The 22,185-nt window shown below is 36.6% G+C and carries 20 protein-coding genes and 1 riboswitch; of the genes, 10 read left to right on the top strand and 10 right to left on the bottom strand.

Annotation, left to right across the window (positions count from 1 at the left end):
* Nucleotides 1–120: 120 nt before the first annotated feature.
* From baeR to yegS, 3 genes are all read left to right on the top strand, one after another.
* Entirely contained in the window at nucleotides 121–831 is a 711-nt protein-coding gene (gene baeR / locus MNY66_RS09010; protein ID WP_047257048.1) for an envelope stress response regulator BaeR, read from the top strand.
* Between the two features lie 162 nt (nucleotides 832–993).
* Nucleotides 994–2,358 carry a prephenate-dependent tRNA uridine(34) hydroxylase TrhP gene (gene trhP / locus MNY66_RS09015; RefSeq protein ID WP_047257047.1) on the top strand — a complete coding sequence of 455 codons (1,365 nt, stop codon included), beginning with the start codon at nucleotides 994–996 and terminating at the stop codon, nucleotides 2,356–2,358.
* Between the two features lie 1,242 nt (nucleotides 2,359–3,600).
* Nucleotides 3,601–4,500 (top strand): lipid kinase YegS, encoded by a 900-nt coding sequence (gene yegS, locus MNY66_RS09020; protein WP_047257046.1) that lies wholly within the window; start codon nucleotides 3,601–3,603, stop codon nucleotides 4,498–4,500.
* Nucleotides 4,501–4,652: 152 nt separating this feature from the next.
* On the opposite strand, the gene thiD is transcribed toward yegS, so the two are convergent.
* Nucleotides 4,653–5,453: a bifunctional hydroxymethylpyrimidine kinase/phosphomethylpyrimidine kinase gene (gene thiD, locus MNY66_RS09025; RefSeq protein ID WP_197076020.1), complete on the bottom strand. Its 801-nt coding sequence runs from the start codon at nucleotides 5,451–5,453 to the stop codon at nucleotides 4,653–4,655.
* A gap of 76 nt (nucleotides 5,454–5,529) precedes the next feature.
* A riboswitch (TPP riboswitch) is annotated at nucleotides 5,530–5,618 on the bottom strand.
* Between the two features lie 603 nt (nucleotides 5,619–6,221).
* Here thiD and pagP point away from each other — a divergent pair.
* Nucleotides 6,222–6,809 carry a lipid IV(A) palmitoyltransferase PagP gene (gene pagP, locus MNY66_RS09030; RefSeq protein WP_241500708.1) on the top strand — a complete coding sequence of 196 codons (588 nt, stop codon included), beginning with the start codon at nucleotides 6,222–6,224 and terminating at the stop codon, nucleotides 6,807–6,809.
* Nucleotides 6,810–6,977: 168 nt separating this feature from the next.
* Here pagP and MNY66_RS09035 read toward each other — a convergent pair whose 3' ends face one another.
* A complete protein-coding gene (locus MNY66_RS09035; protein ID WP_047257043.1) occupies nucleotides 6,978–8,354 on the bottom strand; it encodes an amino acid permease in 1,377 nt (458 codons plus the stop codon).
* Nucleotides 8,355–8,511: 157 nt separating this feature from the next.
* Nucleotides 8,512–8,661: a PhoP/PhoQ regulatory lipoprotein MgrB gene (gene mgrB / locus MNY66_RS18180; protein WP_337271588.1), complete on the bottom strand. Its 150-nt coding sequence runs from the start codon at nucleotides 8,659–8,661 to the stop codon at nucleotides 8,512–8,514.
* A gap of 336 nt (nucleotides 8,662–8,997) precedes the next feature.
* Here mgrB and MNY66_RS09045 point away from each other — a divergent pair, with 336 nt between their 5' ends.
* Nucleotides 8,998–9,384 carry a helix-turn-helix domain-containing protein gene (locus tag MNY66_RS09045; protein WP_047257042.1) on the top strand — a complete coding sequence of 129 codons (387 nt, stop codon included), beginning with the start codon at nucleotides 8,998–9,000 and terminating at the stop codon, nucleotides 9,382–9,384.
* Nucleotides 9,385–9,503: 119 nt separating this feature from the next.
* Nucleotides 9,504–10,316, top strand: a complete 813-nt coding sequence (gene yidA / locus MNY66_RS09050) for a sugar-phosphatase (protein ID WP_241500709.1) — start codon at nucleotides 9,504–9,506, stop codon at nucleotides 10,314–10,316.
* A gap of 100 nt (nucleotides 10,317–10,416) precedes the next feature.
* Here the strand turns inward: yidA and yddG are convergent, their stop codons facing one another.
* Nucleotides 10,417–11,304, bottom strand: coding sequence for an aromatic amino acid DMT transporter YddG (gene yddG / locus MNY66_RS09055; protein ID WP_277627812.1), 888 nt, complete (start codon nucleotides 11,302–11,304; stop codon nucleotides 10,417–10,419).
* Nucleotides 11,305–11,483: 179 nt separating this feature from the next.
* Here yddG and MNY66_RS09060 point away from each other — a divergent pair.
* Nucleotides 11,484–12,181, top strand: a protein-coding gene (locus tag MNY66_RS09060) for an IS1 family transposase (RefSeq protein ID WP_104872948.1) whose coding sequence is annotated in 2 segments (ribosomal slippage) — nucleotides 11,484–11,733 and nucleotides 11,733–12,181 — 699 coding nt in all. Because the reading frame shifts where the segments join, the coding sequence is not laid out codon by codon here.
* Nucleotides 12,182–12,187: 6 nt separating this feature from the next.
* On the opposite strand, the gene MNY66_RS09065 is transcribed toward MNY66_RS09060, so the two are convergent.
* Complete coding sequence (locus MNY66_RS09065; protein ID WP_241500710.1) at nucleotides 12,188–13,018, bottom strand: N-acetylmuramoyl-L-alanine amidase; 831 nt, start codon at nucleotides 13,016–13,018, stop codon at nucleotides 12,188–12,190.
* Nucleotides 13,019–13,167: 149 nt separating this feature from the next.
* Nucleotides 13,168–14,637, bottom strand: a complete 1,470-nt coding sequence (locus tag MNY66_RS09070; RefSeq protein ID WP_047257039.1) for an alanine/glycine:cation symporter family protein — start codon at nucleotides 14,635–14,637, stop codon at nucleotides 13,168–13,170.
* 926 nt (nucleotides 14,638–15,563) lie between these two features.
* On the opposite strand from MNY66_RS09070, the gene MNY66_RS09075 reads away from it, so the two are divergent.
* Together MNY66_RS09075 and MNY66_RS09080 are read left to right on the top strand one after the other, a co-directional pair.
* Complete coding sequence (locus tag MNY66_RS09075) at nucleotides 15,564–15,812, top strand: DinI-like family protein (RefSeq protein ID WP_047257038.1); 249 nt, start codon at nucleotides 15,564–15,566, stop codon at nucleotides 15,810–15,812.
* Nucleotides 15,813–16,261: 449 nt separating this feature from the next.
* Entirely contained in the window at nucleotides 16,262–16,630 is a 369-nt protein-coding gene (locus MNY66_RS09080) for a hypothetical protein (protein WP_047257037.1), read from the top strand.
* A 149-nt stretch (nucleotides 16,631–16,779) separates the two neighbouring features.
* Here the strand turns inward: MNY66_RS09080 and MNY66_RS09085 are convergent, their stop codons facing one another.
* Together MNY66_RS09085 and MNY66_RS09090 are read right to left on the bottom strand one after the other, a co-directional pair.
* Nucleotides 16,780–18,411: a sulfatase family protein gene (locus tag MNY66_RS09085; RefSeq protein WP_241500711.1), complete on the bottom strand. Its 1,632-nt coding sequence runs from the start codon at nucleotides 18,409–18,411 to the stop codon at nucleotides 16,780–16,782.
* A gap of 358 nt (nucleotides 18,412–18,769) precedes the next feature.
* Nucleotides 18,770–19,141: a hypothetical protein gene (locus MNY66_RS09090; RefSeq protein ID WP_241500712.1), complete on the bottom strand. Its 372-nt coding sequence runs from the start codon at nucleotides 19,139–19,141 to the stop codon at nucleotides 18,770–18,772.
* Between the two features lie 537 nt (nucleotides 19,142–19,678).
* Here MNY66_RS09090 and MNY66_RS09095 point away from each other — a divergent pair.
* The gene (locus MNY66_RS09095; RefSeq protein WP_047255430.1) at nucleotides 19,679–19,906 is read left to right on the top strand and encodes a hypothetical protein; all 228 of its coding nucleotides are present in this window, start codon (nucleotides 19,679–19,681) and stop codon (nucleotides 19,904–19,906) included.
* A 322-nt stretch (nucleotides 19,907–20,228) separates the two neighbouring features.
* Here the strand turns inward: MNY66_RS09095 and cspE are convergent, their stop codons facing one another.
* A complete protein-coding gene (gene cspE / locus MNY66_RS09100; RefSeq protein WP_047255431.1) occupies nucleotides 20,229–20,444 on the bottom strand; it encodes a transcription antiterminator/RNA stability regulator CspE in 216 nt (71 codons plus the stop codon).
* Nucleotides 20,445–20,960: 516 nt separating this feature from the next.
* On the bottom strand, nucleotides 20,961–21,797 hold the full coding sequence (locus MNY66_RS09105) for a formate/nitrite transporter family protein (RefSeq protein ID WP_047255432.1): 837 nt from the start codon (nucleotides 21,795–21,797) through the stop codon (nucleotides 20,961–20,963).
* Between the last annotated feature and the right edge of the window lie 388 nt (nucleotides 21,798–22,185).

Here is a 22,185-nt window from a genome sequence, read left to right on the forward strand (position 1 = left end):
TGTAGTTAACAGATACCTGATGATAAACGCATCATCGTTTAAGCTCGTCACTTTGTATAGCCGCTTTCTTTATATCGCTAAATATAGATATAGCTAACTTAATATGGAAACTCACTGAGTATGAACAGTTCAATCACCTCAGCCAACGTGCTAATCGTCGAAGATGAACCAAAATTGGGTCAATTATTGTATGATTATCTGCATGCCGCAGGTTATCAGCCCGCATGGCTGTTACGTGGTGACCAAGTGATTGACTATGTCAAAAGCCACCAGCCAGATATTATCTTACTCGATTTAATGTTACCGGGCTTAGATGGTATTTCAATTTGCCAAGCGCTACGCAAATTTAGCCAAATCCCAGTTATTATGGTGACCGCAAAAACAGAAGAAGTGGATCGCTTACTTGGCTTAGAAATCGGCGCAGATGACTATATTTGCAAACCCTTTAGCCCGCGGGAAGTTGTCGCTCGCGTTAAAACCATTTTACGCCGTTGTGTACGCCATGATACGTCTTTAGCCCCCGATGAAAAACTGACTATCGACGAAATAGCTTATCAAGTTCGCTATCAAGATAAACAACTCGAGTTAACTCCAGCGGAGTTTCGTCTAATTAAAAACTTTGCCGATAATCCCGGAACCGTATTCTCTCGAGATCAACTACTGGATATTCTTTATGATGACCACCGTGTAGTTACTGACCGAACTATTGATAGCCATATCAAAAATCTACGCCGAAAACTTAACTCGTTAGACAATACTCGAACTTTCATTCGTTCAATTTATGGTCTGGGATACCGTTGGGATGAAGTTGAAAATGAATCCGACGAATAAAGCAGCGCCAATAATTTATTGTGGATCCATAAATTCGCTATTTTTATACGCATACTGTTTGCAGGGTTTATTTGGCATTTTCTCGATAACGCGCTAGAATCTGCCTCCTTAAAAGCTTATCAATCCGGTAAGCCCTGACTTGTTATCAGACCGAGAATTATCATGTTTAAACCAGAATTATTATCCCCAGCAGGTTCACTCAAAAACATGCGTTATGCGTTCGCCTACGGTGCAGATGCCGTATATGCGGGACAGCCGCGTTATAGCTTGCGTGTGCGTAATAACGAATTCAATCACGAAAATTTGGCTAAAGGTATCGCAGAAGCTCATGAATTAGGTAAAAAATTCTATGTTGTGGTCAATATTGCCCCTCACAATGCCAAATTAAAAACCTTTATTCGTGACCTTACGCCAGTGATAGAAATGGCTCCAGACGCATTAATTATGTCCGATCCAGGACTGATTATGATGGTACGTGAAGCTTTTCCGAACATGGATATTCATCTTTCGGTGCAAGCCAACGCGGTGAACTGGGCTACGGTAAAATTCTGGCATCAAATGGGACTGACGCGGGTTATTTTATCCCGTGAGCTTTCTCTCGAAGAAATTGCCGATATTCGCCAGCATGTGCCTGAGATTGAATTGGAAATTTTTGTTCACGGTGCATTATGTATGGCCTATTCTGGCCGCTGTTTGCTCTCTGGCTATATCAATAAACGCGACCCTAACCAAGGGACTTGTACCAATGCCTGTCGCTGGGAATATAAAGTCGAAGAAGGCAAAGAAGATGATGTTGGTAATATTGTTCACCAACATGAACCGATTGCAGTCAAAAATATTCAGCCAACCCTCGGCGCGGGTGCACCTACCGATAAAGTCTTTATGATTGAAGAAGCCAAACGTCCGGGCGAATACATGACGGCTTTTGAAGATGAACACGGCACTTACATCATGAATTCTAAAGATTTACGTGCCATTGAGCATGTTGAAAAACTAACTCAAATGGGCGTACATTCACTAAAAATTGAAGGCCGGACAAAATCATTCTACTACTGTGCTCGTACAGCACAGGTCTATCGCCGTGCAATTGATGATGCCGCCGCAGGCAAACCTTTCGATGCATCATTACTTACCACACTTGAAGGATTAGCGCATCGTGGCTATACCGAGGGCTTTTTACGTCGTCATACCCATGATTCCTACCAAACTTATGAATATGGTTATTCGGTCTCTGACACCCAGCAATTTGTCGGTGAATTAACCGGTAAACGAGTTAATGGATTAGCCGAAGTCGACGTAAAAAATAAATTCAGCCTCGGCGACAGCTTGGAATTAATGACGCCAGCTGGCAACGTAGTATTCACATTAGAAACACTGGCAAATCGTAAAGGTGAAGCCATTGATGTTGCACCAGGAAATGGGCATATTGTTTATTTACCTATTCCTGAAGATTTTAATCTCGAATTTGGTTTGCTGATCAGAAACTTACCGGGTACTACTACCCGTGATCCACACTCGGCGGCATAAGGATAATTTTCAGCACATAGGTATTTTAGCCTGTGTACTTTAAAGTGATTAACTTTACGAGCACATATTAGCCATCGCAATATTCTGAATACAGAAGCTAATGCGATGGCTTTTTATTAGTATTATTTCCCTTTAGATCAGACCTTTTGTCTGATCTAAAGGATTCAACCATTTCCATTTACTGTTAAAGCTCTCTTTTGGAACCCGCGTAAGAATAACTGAGGCCGGATTTTGTTGAGTCTATCGACTTGCTTGTTGATGACCCTTGATAGCTCATAACATTAACCCCCAATACGCTAATCCCTATTTTGATTTTATCGGCTTACTTGAATAATTGACTAAAAATAGCGCGTCTTAGGTACTCAGAAAAAGCTACTGATAGCTGAGTTACGGTAGCGAAGCTAAGGTAACTTAATTAATACGGTAGCGATCATCCCCTCAGGATTTTTACAGAGCTCCAATCCAATTGCGCTTCATCACATGAAGCCCGTGCCCAAAAAAGTAAGCATTTTAATGATATCTCGAGCTTTGTTGATTCAGGCTTATTCTCAAAATTATGGACTGTCTCTACTTGTTAAGACCGACTTATTCTGTAGTTTATGCCTGAATCAGTTTGCTCTGCTTGCATTTATCATTAAGGACAACAACAGCATAGCTAGAGCTGTAACCTTCATTGAATCTCGATACAATTCCCTGTGGAGAATACAATTAGCTTAACCTATATATTACCGTCCCCTCATAGCGGATAGAAATGAAAGATTACATGCAAATTGGCAAGCCCAACATAGGCTGAATTTGCCAGTAGAATAGTCATTACAATGATATTGAGTAATTCAGCAATATTATAAATTCATACACTCAACTTATAACTAATATGCAAATTTTTGCCATAGATCACATCAATCAATATCTGCTTGTCCTATAATCCTCAACGAAAATTAAGAACTATAAAGTCATATATTAAGACTAGGAACCACCTCCTTGGCTAGCCCAATCTCCCTTGGGCTGGCCATTTCTTTTATCTGTTAACTTTACTCACAATGCGTTTTATCCATAATTAGCTCCCGGTTTATTTTCCAACGTTCTTTCCCCTTCTCCTTGAACTAAATTTTAAGCTACAATTCTAATCATTATTAGCAAAATAAATTTATCTCACGCAATATAACCATCTATAGTAAAAGAATAATCAGGTCTAATTCTGCCCTGTCGTCATTAAATCTATGTATAAAAAGAGGTCAAAATATGGAGAATCCAAATGTCAGCATGCTGATTATATTTGCTCCAAATGCAACGAATCCTGAAGTGCGTAGTGCAGTAGAGAAATTACGTCATGAAGGTGCAAATATTCTAGTTCGTGTCTCTTGGGAACCTGATGATTTAACTCGCTTTATCGACGAAGCCGTGAACACGGGTATAGACACAGTTATTGCTGGTGGTGGTGATGGAACTATTAATGCCGTAGCTACCGCCCTAATGCGCTGCCAGAGTAGCTCAAGGCCTGCTCTCGCCATTCTGCCGCTAGGTACTGCCAATGATTTTGCCACCAGTGCTGGGATCCCAATCGAGATCGATAATGCCTTAGCTTTAGCTATTAAAGGAAAAGCAACCCTTATCGACTTAGCTAAAGTTAATGATGACTTTTATTTCGTCAATATGGCTACCGGTGGTTTTGGCACCCGTATAACAACAGAAACCCCCGCGGCCCTCAAATCTGCACTAGGTGGCATGGCCTATTTTGTCAACGGGCTATTTAGACCCGATACACTAAAAACAGATATTTGTCGCGTCGAAGCCGAAGATTTCAATTGGGAAGGTGAAACCTTAGTTATCGGTATTGGTAATGGTCGACAAGCCGGCGGCGGACAAGCTCTAACTCCAAACGCATTAGTCGATGATGGAAAATTAGACCTTCTGCTGATCCCTGCGCGTGAAATAATTCCGGCTATCGTCAATAACCTATTTAATCCCGAAAAAAATGACAGTATTATCCGCAGAACGAGTTCATGGATAAAAATTCATTCCCCACATAAAATGGTATTTAATCTCGATGGCGAACCACTGTCTGGTGAAACGTTCCGCTTTGAGATTTTGCCTAGCATTATTCGCTGTCGATTACCGCCACAATGTGATCTATTATCTTAGATAGTGCACATTTTCCGCTACTTTTGGCAGTCTTTAGCGCTATTTTTACTGCTGTTTTTACTCCTATTTGTACAGTTATTAACACAATTGTGTGTTGGAGTTTATTGTCCCGTTAATGATCCCCCAACACATAGTTACACCATTACAGATAGTTACCACCATTGATGAAAGTGATGAACTGGTCCAATACCCTGACCAACTTCTAATGAGTCCGCCATCAATAAAGCCTGCTGTAAATAATTTTTAGCCACCGGTAATGTGGTTTGCCAGTTACTAAATTTAGGCCGTAATGCTGCAAGTGCTGCTGATAACGTACAGCCAGTACCATGAGTATTCACTGTATTAATACGCGGCGCGGTAAATCGCCATTCACCTTGTGCAGTAAATAACCAATCTGGACTTTCTGCTTCATTCAAATGCCCCCCCTTCATTAATACCGCTTGGCAACCTGCTGCCAATAACATCCTTCCTTGTATTTTCATTTGATTTTCATTCGTAGCAACAGAAGTCGCCAATAATGTCGCAGCCTCCGGTAGATTTGGTGTAATTAATGAGACCAACGGCAGAAGTTGGCTCACCATAGTGCTTACCGCATCAGGAGATAAGAGTGGATCACCGCTTTTCGCAATCATAACGGTATCAAGGACAACATAAGGGATAGGATAGCGTTTTAAGGCACTAACAAGAACGGAAATATTTTGGCTATTCGAGAGCATTCCAATTTTTGCGCTATCGATTCGCACATCTGACAAAACGGATGCGAGCTGAGTCGCAAAAAACTCGGAAGAAATATCGTAAACCGCTTGAACCCCTTGGGTATTTTGTGCAACCAGCGCAGTAATCACTGAGGTTCCGTATACACCAAGGGCTGAAAAGGTTTTTAAATCGGCTTGAATCCCGGCTCCACCACTAGGATCAGTTCCAGCGATGGTTAATGAATTGATTCTCACTATATCACTCCTTAAATGCGGATTATAAGTGTTGGTAACTTAAGTGCCGGTAAGGAGTGGTGATTTGGCAGGAAAAAGATGTCCAGTTTACCGACTTCCCTACGCTGGCATTATCCAGATCAGGTAATACGGGTTCATCTCAGCCTAAAGGCGCCCCGAGTCAAATGCTCTACCGTTTTCGGCAAAAGCATAAAATATGCAGATTAGTATCGCATTAATTACCAACGCAAACCAGCAGGTAAAATCAAACACATTTAGCCCAATAAAATACAACTAATATTTTATTAATTTATCTGTCGCCAAATATAATTACTTTATATTTATCTATTTACGCTACAATAAACCAAACTAAAACAATGCTAAAACACTTTTCTATTTAAACTTTCATTATTTAAATAATATTATTTACAGCCACATAAAAATAACCTAGAGAAACTATTAGATTTTTATTCATTGATATTAGCCTATCATCAACCTCTACATAATGGGTACGCTAGCCATTCCCTATACTATCAGCCGTACTAACCCCTTATTAAGGCTAAAAATTTATAATCTGATAAGTCAAAAATAGAAACCTAATACATATATAAGTTAAGATTTTTCTTATAATGAATAATGTATTAGTTTTCACTTTTTTAAAAAATGTTATTATAGGTCAATATAATATTTTTAAATGCCATTGCTGATTGTTTTAACATACATTTTGTCCGAAGGATTTTTTAGGGTAAGAGATGAAAAACACGTGATGTGTTAACGTATATTGGAATTGTAATGACTGTAAAAAATTGGGTGATCCTAGCGGCGAGTTCAACTTTCTGGTTAAGCTCGGCTACTTGCTCCGCATCTTCCACTTCAGACGTTGCCCCTGCATCAATAAAGACGCCGGGATTGTGGGATAAATTTACCAGCAATGTCAATAAAACATGGGATTCTCCTGAATATGAGGTCTATTTACCGGCAGTAACTTGGCATAACCGTTTGACATATGACAAGAAAAAAACCGATAAATATAATGAGACCCCTTGGGGTTTAGGGCTAGGTAAATACCGCTATGATGAAGATAATGATTGGCATTCTCTTTATGCAATGGCGTTTATGGATTCAAATGACAAAGTCGAACCCATTATAGGTTATGGCTTTCAGAAAATGTGGATCCCCAGAGATATAGACGGCTTTCGTATGGGGGCGGGTTTTACCTTAAGTATCACGGCGCGCCATGAATATAACTATATTCCAATGCCATTGCCTTTACCTTTAGTTTCGATTGAATATAATCGTTTAGCATTTCAAGCCACCTATGTTCCAGGCACCTATAATAATGGTAACGTATTATTTGCATGGTTCCGTTGGAAATGGTAACAATAAGATTATCAAGAAATACTCCGTAAAAATATTTCATAATAAAAAGGCGACTAATAGAATAATCATCAGTCGCCTTTTTAGTTTCTATTTTAATCCAGTAACTCTAGGTATTTGCGTCTGATCATTAGCTATACCGAATATTCTATTGACTTTATTATAAACTAATTACGCAGATTCGTTGTTATTGGTAGCCTGTTTTCTGGCGTTAGAGAATTGGAAACCAATCCATAAAAATCCAATCCAAAATGGCATTAAAATCACCGAGATACGAATACTATCAGTCATCAAAATAATGATTAAAATAAAAGCTAAGAACGCTAAACACAAATAATTACCAAATGGGTACCATAGCGCACGGAAACGAGTGGTCACACCTTGTTTATTTTTCGCTGCACGGAATTTAAGATTAGAAACACAAATCATAATCCAGTTAATCACCAGCGTGGTTACAACCAATGACATCAATAATTCAAGAGCCTTACCTCCCATCATATAGTTAACCACAATACCCAATGAGGTCGCTAATGCGGAGACTGAAAGTGCCATTAGCGGAACGCCACTACGCGTCACTCGGGTTAAGAAACGAGGGGCATTTCGTTGCTGCGCTAAACCGTAAAGCATACGGCTGGTACTATATACACAGCTATTATAAACCGAGAGCGCCGCAATCAAGATAACCGCATTCAAAGCATTAGAGACTAATTTATCGCCTAAATCATGGAAAATAAGCACAAATGGGCTTTCACCACTCACCACATTTATCCATGGATATAACGAAAGTAATACGGCTAAAGAACCAATATAAAAAATAAGAATACGATAAACCACTTGGTTAGTAGCTTTAGGAATACTGGTTTGTGGATCTTCTGCTTCAGCTGCCGTAATCCCCACTAACTCTAAGCCACCAAAGGAGAACATAATGACTGCCAGCGCCATCACTAGTCCAGAAATACCGTTAGGGAAAAAGCCTCCGTGCTGCCAAAGATTGGCAACAGAAGCTTGAGGTCCACCATTTCCACTGATCAGTAAATAAGACCCAAATATTATCATCGCAATAATGGCTACGACTTTAATAATTGCAAACCAAAATTCGGTTTCACCGTATAAACGTACATTAATTAAGTTAATACCATTAACGGCTACAAAGAAAATAGCCGCAGATATCCAAGTTGGTAAGTCTGGCCACCAATATTTCATGTACATGCCGGCAGCAGTCAATTCTGCCATTCCGACTAGAATAAACATTGCCCAGTAATTCCAACCGGATAAGAAACCAGCAAAGCTACCCCAATACTTATAAGCAAAGTGACTAAATGAGCCTGCGACAGGCTCTTCAACAATCATCTCGCCTAGCTGACGCATAATAAGGAAAGCAATAAATCCACTAACGGCATATCCTAATAAAACTGAAGGACCCGCCATATTAATCGTTTGGGCGATCCCTAAAAATAACCCTGTACCAACAGCACCCCCTAAAGCAATCAGCTGAATATGCCGATTTTTTAATCCTCGCTTTAACGTTTGCTCATTCATTTCTGACATTATGACACCCTTGATTGTTTTTTATTATTCGTGATTAATTATTCAACAATTTTATAATTACACGATTTTATCTTCGTATTAATAGCATTATTTGCTAATTAATCATAACTAAAATTAGTCAATAAAAGAGTTTTACCGACTACTAATTTGTAAGCAATTAAAAGGGTAACCAATCAGTTATTTGACAAATGCCATGCTTAAAATCCTTGCCGTCCTGATCACACACATTGTCTAATGCCAACAAATACAACAACAAGCAACTAAATATGACCAAGAGAATAATAAGTAATCTTTTAATTTTAATCAATTTTTTACCTTTCAGTCATGCAACTTGATCAACCAGCCATTCACTTTGGATGATATAAAAGATCCTTTTCACCATTTTACACTGCCTACCTTAAGTGTAATAACATTCCGATAGTCTACAGTTTTTACATTTATTCAAAATTATTATTCGATTCAATCGTTGATTAATTGAACTGTTAGCGTTTATTACAGGCAAGTTTTCAGTCTTATAATGATGATAATAGCGTAAAATACAACCTTGACGTTGAGTTAACTGATTTTACCGCACAACTGGCCTTTGTCATCTACAAAAAAAGTTGTGTATACTGCATTTACCCTTAACTAGCCTGTAATTGAGATGCCACAATATAATCACCTAGCATTGGTCTGCGCCTTAAGTAAATGGATTGAAAACCATTTAGGTCGAGTCATCCACTTGGAAGAACTAGCTGCCTATTCCGGCTACTCACTGTGGCATATGCAAAAAATATTCAAAGAAGTAACTGGAATTTCTCTCGGTAAATATATTCGCCAACGACGACTCGCGGGAGCTGTTAATCTACTGAGGAACAGTCAGCAGTCTATTTTTGATATCGCTCTAGATTTTGGCTTTGGTTCTCAATCTCATTTTACTTATATGTTTCGCAAAGAATATGGGATCACGCCATTTGATTTCCGACAAAATCAAGATATCGAACTAATAGTCAAGCAACCATTACATTTGAGCCCTGATTTCGCAGAATAATTAGGGATCAACTAGCGTAAAAGTTATCACCTATTTATCCATTACTGTTGATTTACATTTGATATAAATAGAGTAAGGTAATTCAAGATAATAACGCTCTTAATTACCCGGAGGAATTAATGTCGATTAAATTGATCGCCATAGATTTAGATGGAACTTTATTAAATAGCCACCATCAGGTTACTGATGCAGTAAAAAATGCCATCCAACTTGCAAAAGAAAAAGGCGTTCATATAGTCCTTGCATCAGGACGACCTTATTCTGGAATTGCGCCTTTTTTGCAGCAATTAGAATTAGATAATAGCCATTGCTACTGTATCAGTAATAACGGTAGCGTGATCCATAAAGCACATAATGGCGAACATTTGGTTGAAGACCTGCTCGAATTTGCCGACTATCAATTTTTCGAATCACTCTCGCGCGAAATTGGTGTTCATATGCATGCGCTGGCTGATAATTCTATTTATACGGCCAATAAACATATCCATCATTATACCGTTGTTGATGCATATCTCACCAATACCCCACTGATATATTGCCCAGTAGAAGAGATGGATCGCCAGTTATCTTTTACTAAATTAATGATGATTGATCATCCTGAAGTGCTTTCTGAACGTATTAACTATATCCCTGAAGATACTTTTGATAGTTATTCCTTGGTAAGAACCAGCCCTTATTTCTTAGAAATCTACAATAAAACGGTTAGTAAAGGGCAAGCACTAAAAACTTTAGCCGATAAACTGGGGATAACCCATGATAAAATTATGAGCATTGGCGATCATAATAATGATATCCAAATGCTAGAATATGCCAGTATGTCGGTCGCTATGGGTAATGCCGCTGAACATATTCAAAAAATAGCAAAATTTGTTACAGGTACCAATGACGAAGATGGCGTTGCTACTGCAATTAATAAATTTGTTAACGTTTAAATTAAATGTTATCCGCATGGCAATTCCAGCTCAAAAATGGTGCTGAAATTCCAGTATGAAAGTGCCCATTATAGTAGATGGGCATTTGCCATACTATTAGCTAACGTCGTGTCGCTAGCCAACAAATAATTGAGCCTAACGTGACCATAATAACTCCTTGCCAAAAACTCAACGTAAGCATAGTACTTAATAAATAAGCAGAAAATGCCGTTGAAATCACCGGCGTAAAATAGGATAGTGTAGCTAATAATGTCACATTTCCTTTAATTACCGCTAACGTCCACAAAGCATTTGCCGCCCCGGTAGCGAGTGCAGCTAAAATTAATAAACTGATATTCGCTAAAGAGAATGACATGTCAATATTAGATTGCAGTCCGGTTAATACCCATAATACCATCGCCGTTAAAATAAAAAATAACACCATGCCATTATGCCCACCAGAAATTTTCTTAGTCACATTACTGTAAAATGCCCAGATAACTGCGCCAATAAATGCCAAAAAATAACTAACTGGATTACTTTGAATATTACTCCATAAATTAACCGCAGAAATTGACTGGTCGCCACTTAATACCCATATCAAGCCACAAAAAGCTAATATCAAACCAATAATTAATGCCAAACTAAATCGCTTACCTGCAAAAATAACTGACAATGCTATCGTGAAACTGGGCCATAAATAATTAACCATACCTAATTCTATCGCCTGCTGACGATTATTCGCGAATCCCAAAGATAAAATTAAACACAACTCATAACTTACAAATAATAATGTTCCCCAAAATAAATATCTTTTAGGAAATAAGGTTATTTTTGGCCACCCCATGGTTAATAATAGAATAATTGCCCCTAAGGTATATACCAATGCTGCGCCACCGACGGGACCAAAGTTTTCACTCACACTGCGCAACAATCCAACGATAGTGCTCCAGAGTAAAATCGCGATAACCCCATAACCAGTTGCTGCTTGCTGACTAATATTTTTCACTGGTTTTGCTCCTTAGACTGTATATTCTATTATCCCTTGTAGGGTGCCAGAATTAATATTTGTAATTATATTGATGGCTTATTAACTGTTATTATCTGCTGTTTAGATGCACGATATTTGGTCATGTATTCAATCCGGTGATTAACCTGTAATATAGGGTAATTTATCGGAGAATATTCATGGCTAAAGTCGATGTAAGGTGCCCATTTTGTCAACAAACGCCCCCAGTGAAAAAACATGGATTAGGTAGCACTGGTCATCAACGTTATCGTTGCCAAGATTGCTGCCGAAGCTTCCAACTCGATTATAAATATCGTGCTTGCCAACCCGGAACTAAAGATAAAATTATCGACCTCACTATGAATAATGCCGGTATTCGTGATACTGCTAGGGCCCTTCATATCAGCATTAATGCGGTTGTTCGTACTTTAAAAAACTCTCGCCTAGACAGGTAACCTCTTTACCTCTTGATAATCTGCACATTGAACTCCTTTGCGAGGTCGATGAACAGTGGTCTTTTGTGACTAATAAGAAGCAACAACGCTGGCTTTGGTATGCGTGGGAGCCCCGCCTAAAACGGATTATTGCTCATACGTTTGGTCGTCGAAACAAAAGGACTCTTCGCCAGTTACTGGCTTTACTGTCTAGGTTTAATGTCGCTTTTTGGTGCACGGATAAGTTCAGTGCTTATGAGATATTGCCCAAGCAGAAACATGTAGCAAGTAAGTTTTATACGCAACGAATAGAAAGAGAGAATTTGAATCTGAGAAACCGCTTGAAGCGCCTTAACCGTAAGACGTTAGGTTACTCGAAGTCACCTGAAATGCATGACAAAATTATCGGGACATTCATTGAACGTGAACACTATCTATTATGATGATCTCTATATTGAATACACGACCCGATATTTTTCTACCAATGCCAACGCAATGGCTTCCGTTTCTGCATCCGCTATTCCTGAAATATCCGCAGGTCGAAAGTGCATTTGAAACGCCTGAATCAGCAATTTGATTGATAAGCTATTCATCGATGTCGATGATACGGGCAATTGATAACCATAACGTTCTAGCGCGGGTAACAACTTATCATGGGGATCAACGAGTTTATTAACTGGTCGCCCTGCTAAATAGTATTTAACTGTCTGTTGTTCTGGCCATGCACCGATACCTTGCTCCGCCAGTTGCTGCCAAGGGAATAATCTTCCTGGATCAACTTTTCGCCCCGGTGAGATATCGCTATGCCCTAGAACATTTTCCGGTGCAATATCATAGCGTTGAATAATATCCTTAGCTAGTTTAGCCAATAGTTCTATTTGTGCAGGCTGATACGCAAACCAATGACGCCCTAATAAACGCGTTTGAAAACCACGATTAACAATTTCAATGCCCACTGAACACTTATTCAGACCTTGCATTTGCTGCCAATAACTTTGTCCAGCATGCCACGCAATAGATTTTTCATCGACCATCTGTATAGCCGTTAATCGTCCTTTCATATCTACTGCTGGTGTACTCGGGATCAAATAATGGATACTTACTTGACCTGATGAAAGAACGTTAATGGAGTCTGTATCATTTAACGCAGTATAGTGAATAATTAAAAATTTGGGTGTATTACCCGCCTTTCCCGTGGTTGGATATTGGCTAATAGCATAATCTCGTGGAGTTTGGCATCCCACCAAGACCAGCGATAGTAAGAGTAAAATATATTTCACGCAGTTTTTCTATTAATTAGTTAGGTTTATCGATAATTTATAGTCATCCTACAGCAACCGCCTCTGTCTACAAATAAAAAAACCTCTTAACTGAATGATCAGGTAAGAGGTGATTAAATTGGCTTAATTTATAGTAACGGGCTCAAAAATTAACGATTACTTTCCCTTTCGACCCATTTTTCTACCGCTTCTTTTTCCCAAATACCCTGTTCTATCTGACGCTCTATATCTGGATATTGGTTAATATCAAACACTGGTAATTTGCCTGATTTACGCTGTACATTGTAATCTTTGGTAATCTTAAACGCGACTCCTGACAACAATGATATGGCTATCAGATTAATCAAAGCCATCAATCCCATAGATAAATCAGCAAGTTTCCAGATAAATGGCATTTCAGCTAGCGCACCAAACATCACCATCCCTAAAGCCGCTAGGCGTAAAATCAGCAAACCTGTAGTACTGTTATTCTCTAGGAAAATCAGATTACTTTCAGCATAAGCATAATTAGCAATGATCGATGTAAATGCAAAGAAAAATATTGCGATAGCAATAAATGTGGTTCCCCAGTCACCGACCGAAGACGATAAAGCCATCTGTGTTAATTCAATACCGCTAATCTTATCTATTGGGTTATCAAGGACACCAGAAGATATAATGATAATCGCTGTCGCGCTACAGATAACGATTGTATCCATAAATACACCCAGCATCTGTACATAGCCTTGAGATGCAGGATGCGGTGGATAAGGCGATGCAGACGCTGCTGCATTCGGTGCCGACCCCATACCTGCTTCATTAGAAAATAATCCGCGTTGAACGCCTTGAGTCATCGCTTGTGCAACGCCATAAGCAACCGCCCCACTTGCTGCTTCTTGCAATCCAAATGCATTACGGATAATCAGCATAAATACATCAGGTAACTCGGTGAAATGATCAGAAACTACCCATCCAGCTAACCCTAAGTACGCTAAAGCCATGACAGGAACTACCCATTCAGCCACTTTTGCAATAGATTTTAATCCTCCAAAGATAATTACTCCGCTAATAATTACCAAGAATATACCGACATACAGAGGGTTAAAATCAAAAGCAACAGCTGTTGCCTGTGCGATAGAGTTTGCCTGTACCGCATTAAAGACTAAACCAAACGCAATAATCAGAAAAATGGAGAATAACACCCCCATCCAGCGCATTTTTAGCCCTTTTTCCATATAATAGGCCGGGCCTCCACGATAATTTCCTTGATCATCCTTCGTTTTATATAACTGTGCGAGAGTGCTCTCAATAAATGAAGTTGCCATGCCAAGCAACGCAACAACCCACATCCAAAAAATTGCCCCGGGGCCACCAGCGGTTAAAGCGATTGCCACCCCCGTCAGATTTCCTGTCCCAACTCTCGCGGCTAAACTGGTACATAGCGCTTGAAATGAAGAGATTCCCGCCTTATCTTCTCGATTAGAATTATTGCTATTTTTCAAAATAGCGAACATATGAAAGAAATGGCGAACTTGAATAAACCCTGTACGTAAAGTGAAGTAGATACCAACACCTAATAATAAATATATGAGTATTGAGCCCCATAGTATATTATTTAAATAGTTAATAACTTCAGTCAAAATATTTCCCCTTATCTTATCGGATAATGAATATGCCAAATTCAACTCCGCTGATGCCTATAGTATCGCTTATTGACTGTTATTAATTAAGCAAAATACGCACGGTGACATATTGATTAATTGATCAACATATTCATGAGTATATGACGATAGGTATGATGTATTAGATAACGAAAATAATGTATCATAAAGTGAGTTTAGATGTATGAATTTTTATCATTGTGATCTACTTTATGTTAATTAAGTGATATTTCATTTAACTAAAACAATTAATAACCACATCGTTAACCCCCAAAAACCACTCATCAACCAACTGTTTTAAAACAAGTTTTTCATATTTCCTATTTTTAAGGTTAAAAATAAATCAATTGATTTAGATTAAAGTAATAATTTAAGATAAGCTTACTGTAGCTATATATCCTAATAAATACCGACTTTATATTAACGTAATATCTTAGTCATTCCGTTATATAGATACCCCATAAAATTTAAACTGTTTAATTACTCTATTTATTAAACAATTCACATATCATATGACTAAACTATAACCCAAGTGATAATCATTGAATATAAATCAGTCAACTAACGAGCGTTTTTCGTTCAATTTTAGACTACTTATTCCCATTAGAATCATAATTACTTTACATTGTTGATAACCTATATTAAAAATCATAAATAAGAACAATTGTTAACTTAGATAAATATTCGTAGAATGGTTGAGTATTAATAATAACATCATCAAATTTTACCGTGCTCACGTGGATAGAAGCAATGCTTTCAGTCATCAACGGAAGGTACATTGATGACTGAAAGACGAGATTGCTGTCCACAAGAGACTACGCTATGGTAATCAATAAGACACTAGCTTGACGTGGATATCTAATACACGTCAGATAAAAATAATCATTCTGCTGAAGGTTCACTCAATGGAAATTAAAATCAAAGTTGCTGATGACTCTGTCCAAAATTTAACTCAACCTGCGTATGACGCTTATATTGCAGAATTAACTGCTCGCGTAAAAGAAGTTTATCCTAGCAGTAACTTGTTAATCACTCATGACGTTGGCCCAACTACCTTTACTACCCATGGCTTTCATGATGATGATGAAGCACGAATTGTTCTGCATGAAATCTTAGAAGACGTACATCAACATGGTCATTGGCTAAAAAAATAAATTAAAATACAACTTATTGATTTATAATTATCTGACTGGTGGCAACGCCAGTCACTGTTGATCCCCCCCTTCAGCCCATCCCATGTGGCTTTCTACCACAAATATCCGATTAATTATCATTTGTTTGAAAATAGTTCTTTCCTTTCATTCGTTATGTGATAGTTTATATAACGAAATTTATCTACATTGCTTTTGCTAAATTATCTAGCAGCCAGTTTTATACTGGCTTTTTCTTTTATCATCATAAAAATCCGAATTCGCTTTTATTATTATGATATCTAATCTCTTTGGTTAAATAGCATCCCAAACTACCATGATAAATAGCATTCTAATCCACTGGAAACAAAAATAATTCCCCAAGTAAAAACACTTAAGGATTTATCTACTATATTTATAGTGATAATTATTCTAGACTATGAGTATCTTTAGACTGCATCCGAGGTAATACCATGAAACGTCTATTACTATCTTTGTGTTTGGTTCCTGTTCTCTCTTTCGCTGCCAATGAACCATTAAAGATTAGTCAAACCGCGATTGATTATTGTGACATCACGGGTGATGTACTGGCTCAAGCTTATAACACCAATAAAAGTACACAAGAATTGATCGACACTGCATTAGCCAAGGTGAAAAGTGAACAACTGGATTTGAGTAAGTTAAAAAGTAATCAAGCTGCTTTGCAAAAAGACCTGCAAATTGCTATCCAAGGTATTCGCGATAATAAAACCGCATTCACCACTAAAGACGATTTCACTAAATCACTCAATGATTCTATTAGCGCTTGTAAAATCCAAACTGAGCTGTTACTAAATAAATAATATTATTATTTATCAATATGATATGAGTTTTTATACATATTGCATTGAGGATATAGTGAAAATATAGTGCAATAAAAAACGGGTAAATTATATAATGTTTACCCGTTTACTTTCATCAATCATCATATAGTATTGTTATTTTATACTCGCTATTTTTTCCCAGTATAAGATAAGCGCGCTTCTTTATATAAAGATAATCTTATCTCTCTTGCTTTAGAAAATTGTTTATCTGCAAGCAATGGGCGAATTTGTTTTTGATAGACCTGAATACTAGTTTCACCACTATGATGCTGATATCCGATAGGATGAGAACGCCATTTTTGATTAACAATAGCTTCCTGCGTATAGAATGGATCGACGGAATTTCTCAAATAATTGCCTAATTTTTCACGCAACTCAGCTTTTTGGCTTCGATATTTCTTATTAATGGCAAGATTAGTAGTTTCACCACGATCGTTTACCATGTCATATAATTCTTCTTCTTCATCTTCTTTATAAATAATATATTTAAATTTATCAGTTCTCAGCATGCGCGCTGGTTGCACATCAACATTACGATCAGTATTCCATTGGCAAATCACATAATCTCGCCAATTGATAACTTTTTCATCTTTTAATAAAGGATATAATGATTTCCCATAAAGATTATCAGGATATTTTATACCTACATAATCACACAACGTTGGTAATAAATCACATAATGAAACTAACTCATTTTTTATCATCCCCTGCTTAACCCCTGGGCCAGCAAAGGCTAGCGGTACATTAGTTGATTCTTCATAAAACCAGTTCATTTTAGCCACTAATCGATGCGCCCCCATGGCATCACCATGATCAGAAAAGAAAACCACTAGTGTATCATCCCAATAACCCGTCTCTTTTAATGCGGCAATGACCTGACCAATATAATTATCAACCAGCTCGGTAAAATAATAATAAGCTTTAAGGTATTGCTGATAATTTTTTTCATTCCATGATCCAGCCTGCATGACTCGATTATGAGTACAGCAAGCATACTGAATTGCCTTAGGTCTATTATTAAGATCTGACTGAGTATTAAAATTATCTAATAACGGCGGTAAATCACCAATTCCCTCAATATCTCCATGTTCACCGGCAAAATTACCAGTCCAACCATTAATATTATGAGGATTATTAAATTCAACCGCTAATAAAAAAGGCTTTTTATTCTCACGTTGAGGTAATTGTTGAATATATTGCAAACTTTCTTGTAAGCAATAAACATCTTCTTTAGTGTCATAATCGACGGGGAATGCCGGATGAGACTCAAACTCTAGCTCAATTTGAGGCGCGCAATCAAATCCAGCTAATGCACCATAGTCATGCTGTTTACCAAAATGACGACATTCGTAACCTGCTTGCGAAAATAGAGCTCCCAGTGTTGACATAGTTTCTGGAATATTAGGGCTATCGTTAGCAATCACTCCCGTTTGATGAGGTAAACGCCCTGTCCAAAAACTAGCTCGCGAAGGTGCACACAATGGATAAGCACAATAAGCATTATCAAAACGCATACCCGACAGTAAAATATTATCGATTACCGGTGTCTTAACTTGCTGATTGCCATATGCAGAAATACCTCTTTTTGCCAATTGGTCAGCCGTAATAATTAAAATATTTTTAGGATTTCTAGGGGCATTTAATGCCACCATTTCTTCACTTGAAGAACAGCTATTAGCGCTCGCTAAAGGAGATGCTAATGCAATACTAGCAGCACTTGCAGCTGAACCTTTTAAAAACGTACGACGAGATACTGACATTTTTTTATCTCTATAATGTTTTTGGTACTCTAAAGATAGTACAAAGAAACTTCAAAGTATTTCGAATTGATCACAATAAAGTCAATAAAGATAAAAATGAAAGCAATCGAAGGTGAGTTATTAATATGATGATAAACAGCGTTCTGCTAAAAAAAGAAAAAGACGGAAATTACTTACTATAGCAACCGTCTTTTTCATTATATTAATCAATAGTTTATCAAACTAAAAATAATGTGAGATATATAGCTATTGTCGGTTTCTTTATTATTCATCAAAGTTAAGCTATAACAAAAATTGTAAACGTTAAGCTTTATCATCAGTTATCGCAATAATCATTAAATAGGTTATTTCGTCAAGACTAATGCTGCTCAGCGCATAATGTATATATTGACGATCGCGTAAATTCACTATCAGCCAATAAAATTTGCCCGCCTGAGGAAATTTTATTATTGCTAATATTCACGATAGCCACAAACGCTTGTTTATTACCCGCCGTTGAATACTGAAAGTCCCCACAAACGCGTAACATTTCACCTTTTGATTGTTCTAAACGCTGAGCAATACGCATATCATTAAATATTAATGGTTTTGTGGCTTTTGTTTTTTGTTCAATTCGCTGTTTAACTATTTGAAATACATCACTATCATGTACTGTATTATAATAAACATACGCAAATACCGACAAAGATAACAGGCCAACTATAAATAACTTAATATAAAACCGTTTCAAAAATAACCACCCTAAATTATAACTTTGGTATCAGCCACCTATCGGACTATACAAAATTCATTATATCGAAAAAAACCAAGTATAATTTACCAGTGTTAACACGAAATGTATTAGCTTTAAGTATCAATTTACGCTCTAAAATGAACATTATTGATACTTTCGAATACCTATCACTATCCATTGATACACGAGTCAATTCTAATGAACTATTCATCGACTAAACTTATGCTATAATGCTCACAATAAAAGCAAGAGTAATGTCGTTATAGCCAACCTTCGGGTTGGCTTTTTACTCTAAGTCTTTTATTGCTCCGCTTAAACTTAGCCAACAATTGACAAACTATTTATTATTAGTAATAAGTTCCCATCAATCATTAATAATTAATGATGAAAAAATTAATTATATATAAACCATTAAAAAACAATAATTCATATATAATTTAATATTTAGCATTGATATAAAAAATAATTTATTTTAAAAAATATTGCTCTATAATAAAAATATCACTCACTGAAAAATAATTTAAACACTTTAAAATGAAAAATAAAATTGTCGAGAACTTAGTTTCTTTAACTTACGGAACGAACAATGATGTCAAAGTCGCAGCAATCAATGCATTAGGTGATTACCAATGTACTATTGAGCTTGAAGGTGCCATCGAGCGTCTAATTTCTTTATGTGGTGACTATAATAAAGATATAGCTATTGCTTCTATTATTTCGTTGAGTAAATTAGCTAAATTTTTCGCAGAACAAAATGAATAATAATTTAATTGTAAATATAGAAATAATAGATTTTTTATATAATAAATCATAATAATAAACACAAAAAATGATTACATTCAATTATGGTTTATCTATTGAAACCATTTAGACATCATCAATACAGCTGATAATAATAAAACGATAACTAGAATATTAGTGCATAATTTTATAACAATATGAAATTTAGTAGCCTTAGTCATATATCTCCAAAAAAAAAGCCTTGCAATAGCAAGGCTTAATATTATAGATAACAGCTTTAACTGCTCAGGGGGACCCGTCATCGCTATCGTAAAGCTATTATCTTAAAGAAAGTTGTTATTGATTATAAAAGAACAATAACATTTGCAGCTGAAGGGCCTTTACTTCCATCTTCGATTGAGAAGCTGACTTCTTGTCCATCTTGCAATGTTTTAAAGTTATTACTTTGGATTGCTGAATAATGAACAAAAACATCTTTGCTACCATCTTTAGGAGCAATAAAGCCGAAGCCTTTAGATTCGTTAAACCATTTTACTAAACCAGTCATTGTTGTTGACATATAGAATTCCTTAAATTTATTTAATTCGCCAAGGGCGGATGGAGGGTTTGTGCTAGATGTACTTATGAGTCATTAAATTAGAAGGAATTCGCAATGAAGGGTATTCATGATTACACTAAATGGTGAACTGCTTTAAACTTGCTTTGCATAAATAGGTCTGTACTTCCAAACCGATGGCCTATTAACGCACACCACATTACAATTAGCAAGCCATAAAACTAAAAAATTGTTCCTCCGGTGAAATTTAAAACAATAATCACTTATAATCAATAAGATACAGTTATTATATATTTCAAATAAAATACTTGAAATTATTTCATCAAAATTAATACGTTTTTTTATTCTTTTACATCGAACATCATTTTATCTCTTTACTAAAGATAAAAATCATCACGAACAAATTTATTCCAAATTTTATATTTGCACATTTATAAAAATCAGATTATCAATAAAAAGCCCCCCACCACAAATCGATGAGGCGCTAAGTATTAATTAATTCATTATAAGAACAAACAGTTATTGCCGTGCTTTTAAATCATTGCGGATCTGTAGATGACTTAATACACTAAAAATAAATGTCCCACCTAAAATATTACCCACCACAGTAGGTATGCCAAATGGGTAGAAAAAAACACTCCAAGGCTGTACACCTTCAATAATTAAATAAAATGTTTCTACCGAGCCAACCACTATATGAGGAAAGCCAAAGGCTGAAATAATAAAAGTCATCATGATAATAATAAAAACTTTACTACTTCCCGAAGAAGGTAACATCCATACCATAGTCGCGATCAACCAACCTGAAATCACTCCACCAACAAACATATTAGTTGGACTTTGTTCAAGTAACTCAGCAGATATTAAATGAAACGCATCTTTTAATACTGGCGGAAAAACCGATAAATTATTTAGTAAATAAGCGATAATAAATGTTCCAACTAAGTTACCTATTAGAACTATCCCCCATAAACGTCCCAACATCTTAAAGTTATTTTTCGTGGGCCGATGCATAATAGGTAATACTGCCGTCAATGTATTTTCAGTAAATAATTGCTGGCGAGACATAATAATAATCACAAAACCCAGAGTATAACCAAAGCTTTCAATCAAGCCACGATAATCTGACTCAGCAAAAGATATATTTAATTTTGATTTAACTAGTAATGATACCCCTATAGATAAACCAGCAGCAATCGCTGATAAAAAGAGGGCTAATAAATCACGATTTAATTCCTTTTGCCCTTCACTACGAATTTCCTCATGAATAGCCGCAGCGCGAGAAGGTAAATGTTTAGAACGGTGTTCTATTTCATTTGCTGTATTTTCTGTGTCAATCCATTTATCTTTTTTCATCGTATGCTCCTGTTTAAGCGATTGCTTATAGCTAAAACACTTATTTTTAATACCTTTATAATACTGCTGAAAATAAGATAAAAATCATATATAACAACACATTATATCAACAACAGCTAATCTTACATCACAAATAAATATAATCAATATTTCTTCAATAACTTATAACTGATACAACAAGTTTTTTATTGTAGAGCACGCCAGCTCTCTCTGCCAGAATGACATTTAAAAAAAACAAAAAATATAAAAATAAACAAAAACATATTGCAGTACGCTAAATTATAAGTATCTAATGTGATGCTTTGACATAGTTATAATATTAAAAACCATTTGTTATTTAACGTCAATGAGTCAGTTTTTTTAAATTTTCACAATCTAAATGATATTA

It is taken from the genome of Moellerella wisconsensis (assembly GCF_022592395.1).
GTDB classification, from domain to species: Bacteria; Pseudomonadota; Gammaproteobacteria; order Enterobacterales; family Enterobacteriaceae; genus Moellerella; species Moellerella wisconsensis.

Bases quoted from the DNA above. Each gene is read 5' to 3' on its own strand.
- trhP (WP_047257047.1), top strand. From the start codon at position 994: ATGTTTAAACCAGAATTATTATCCCCAGCAGGTTCACTCAAAAACATG.
- MNY66_RS09095 (WP_047255430.1), top strand. From the start codon at position 19,679: ATGAAAAATAAAATTGTCGAGAACTTAGTTTCTTTAACTTACGGAACG.
- MNY66_RS09085 (WP_241500711.1), bottom strand. From the start codon at position 18,411: ATGTCAGTATCTCGTCGTACGTTTTTAAAAGGTTCAGCTGCAAGTGCT.
- MNY66_RS09035 (WP_047257043.1), bottom strand. From the start codon at position 8,354: ATGTCAGAAATGAATGAGCAAACGTTAAAGCGAGGATTAAAAAATCGG.
- MNY66_RS09080 (WP_047257037.1), top strand. From the start codon at position 16,262: ATGAAACGTCTATTACTATCTTTGTGTTTGGTTCCTGTTCTCTCTTTC.
- baeR (WP_047257048.1), top strand. From the start codon at position 121: ATGAACAGTTCAATCACCTCAGCCAACGTGCTAATCGTCGAAGATGAA.
- MNY66_RS09105 (WP_047255432.1), bottom strand. From the start codon at position 21,797: ATGAAAAAAGATAAATGGATTGACACAGAAAATACAGCAAATGAAATA.
- MNY66_RS09075 (WP_047257038.1), top strand. From the start codon at position 15,564: ATGGAAATTAAAATCAAAGTTGCTGATGACTCTGTCCAAAATTTAACT.
- yegS (WP_047257046.1), top strand. From the start codon at position 3,601: ATGGAGAATCCAAATGTCAGCATGCTGATTATATTTGCTCCAAATGCA.
- MNY66_RS09045 (WP_047257042.1), top strand. From the start codon at position 8,998: ATGCCACAATATAATCACCTAGCATTGGTCTGCGCCTTAAGTAAATGG.
- yidA (WP_241500709.1), top strand. From the start codon at position 9,504: ATGTCGATTAAATTGATCGCCATAGATTTAGATGGAACTTTATTAAAT.
- pagP (WP_241500708.1), top strand. From the start codon at position 6,222: ATGACTGTAAAAAATTGGGTGATCCTAGCGGCGAGTTCAACTTTCTGG.
- cspE (WP_047255431.1), bottom strand. From the start codon at position 20,444: ATGTCAACAACAATGACTGGTTTAGTAAAATGGTTTAACGAATCTAAA.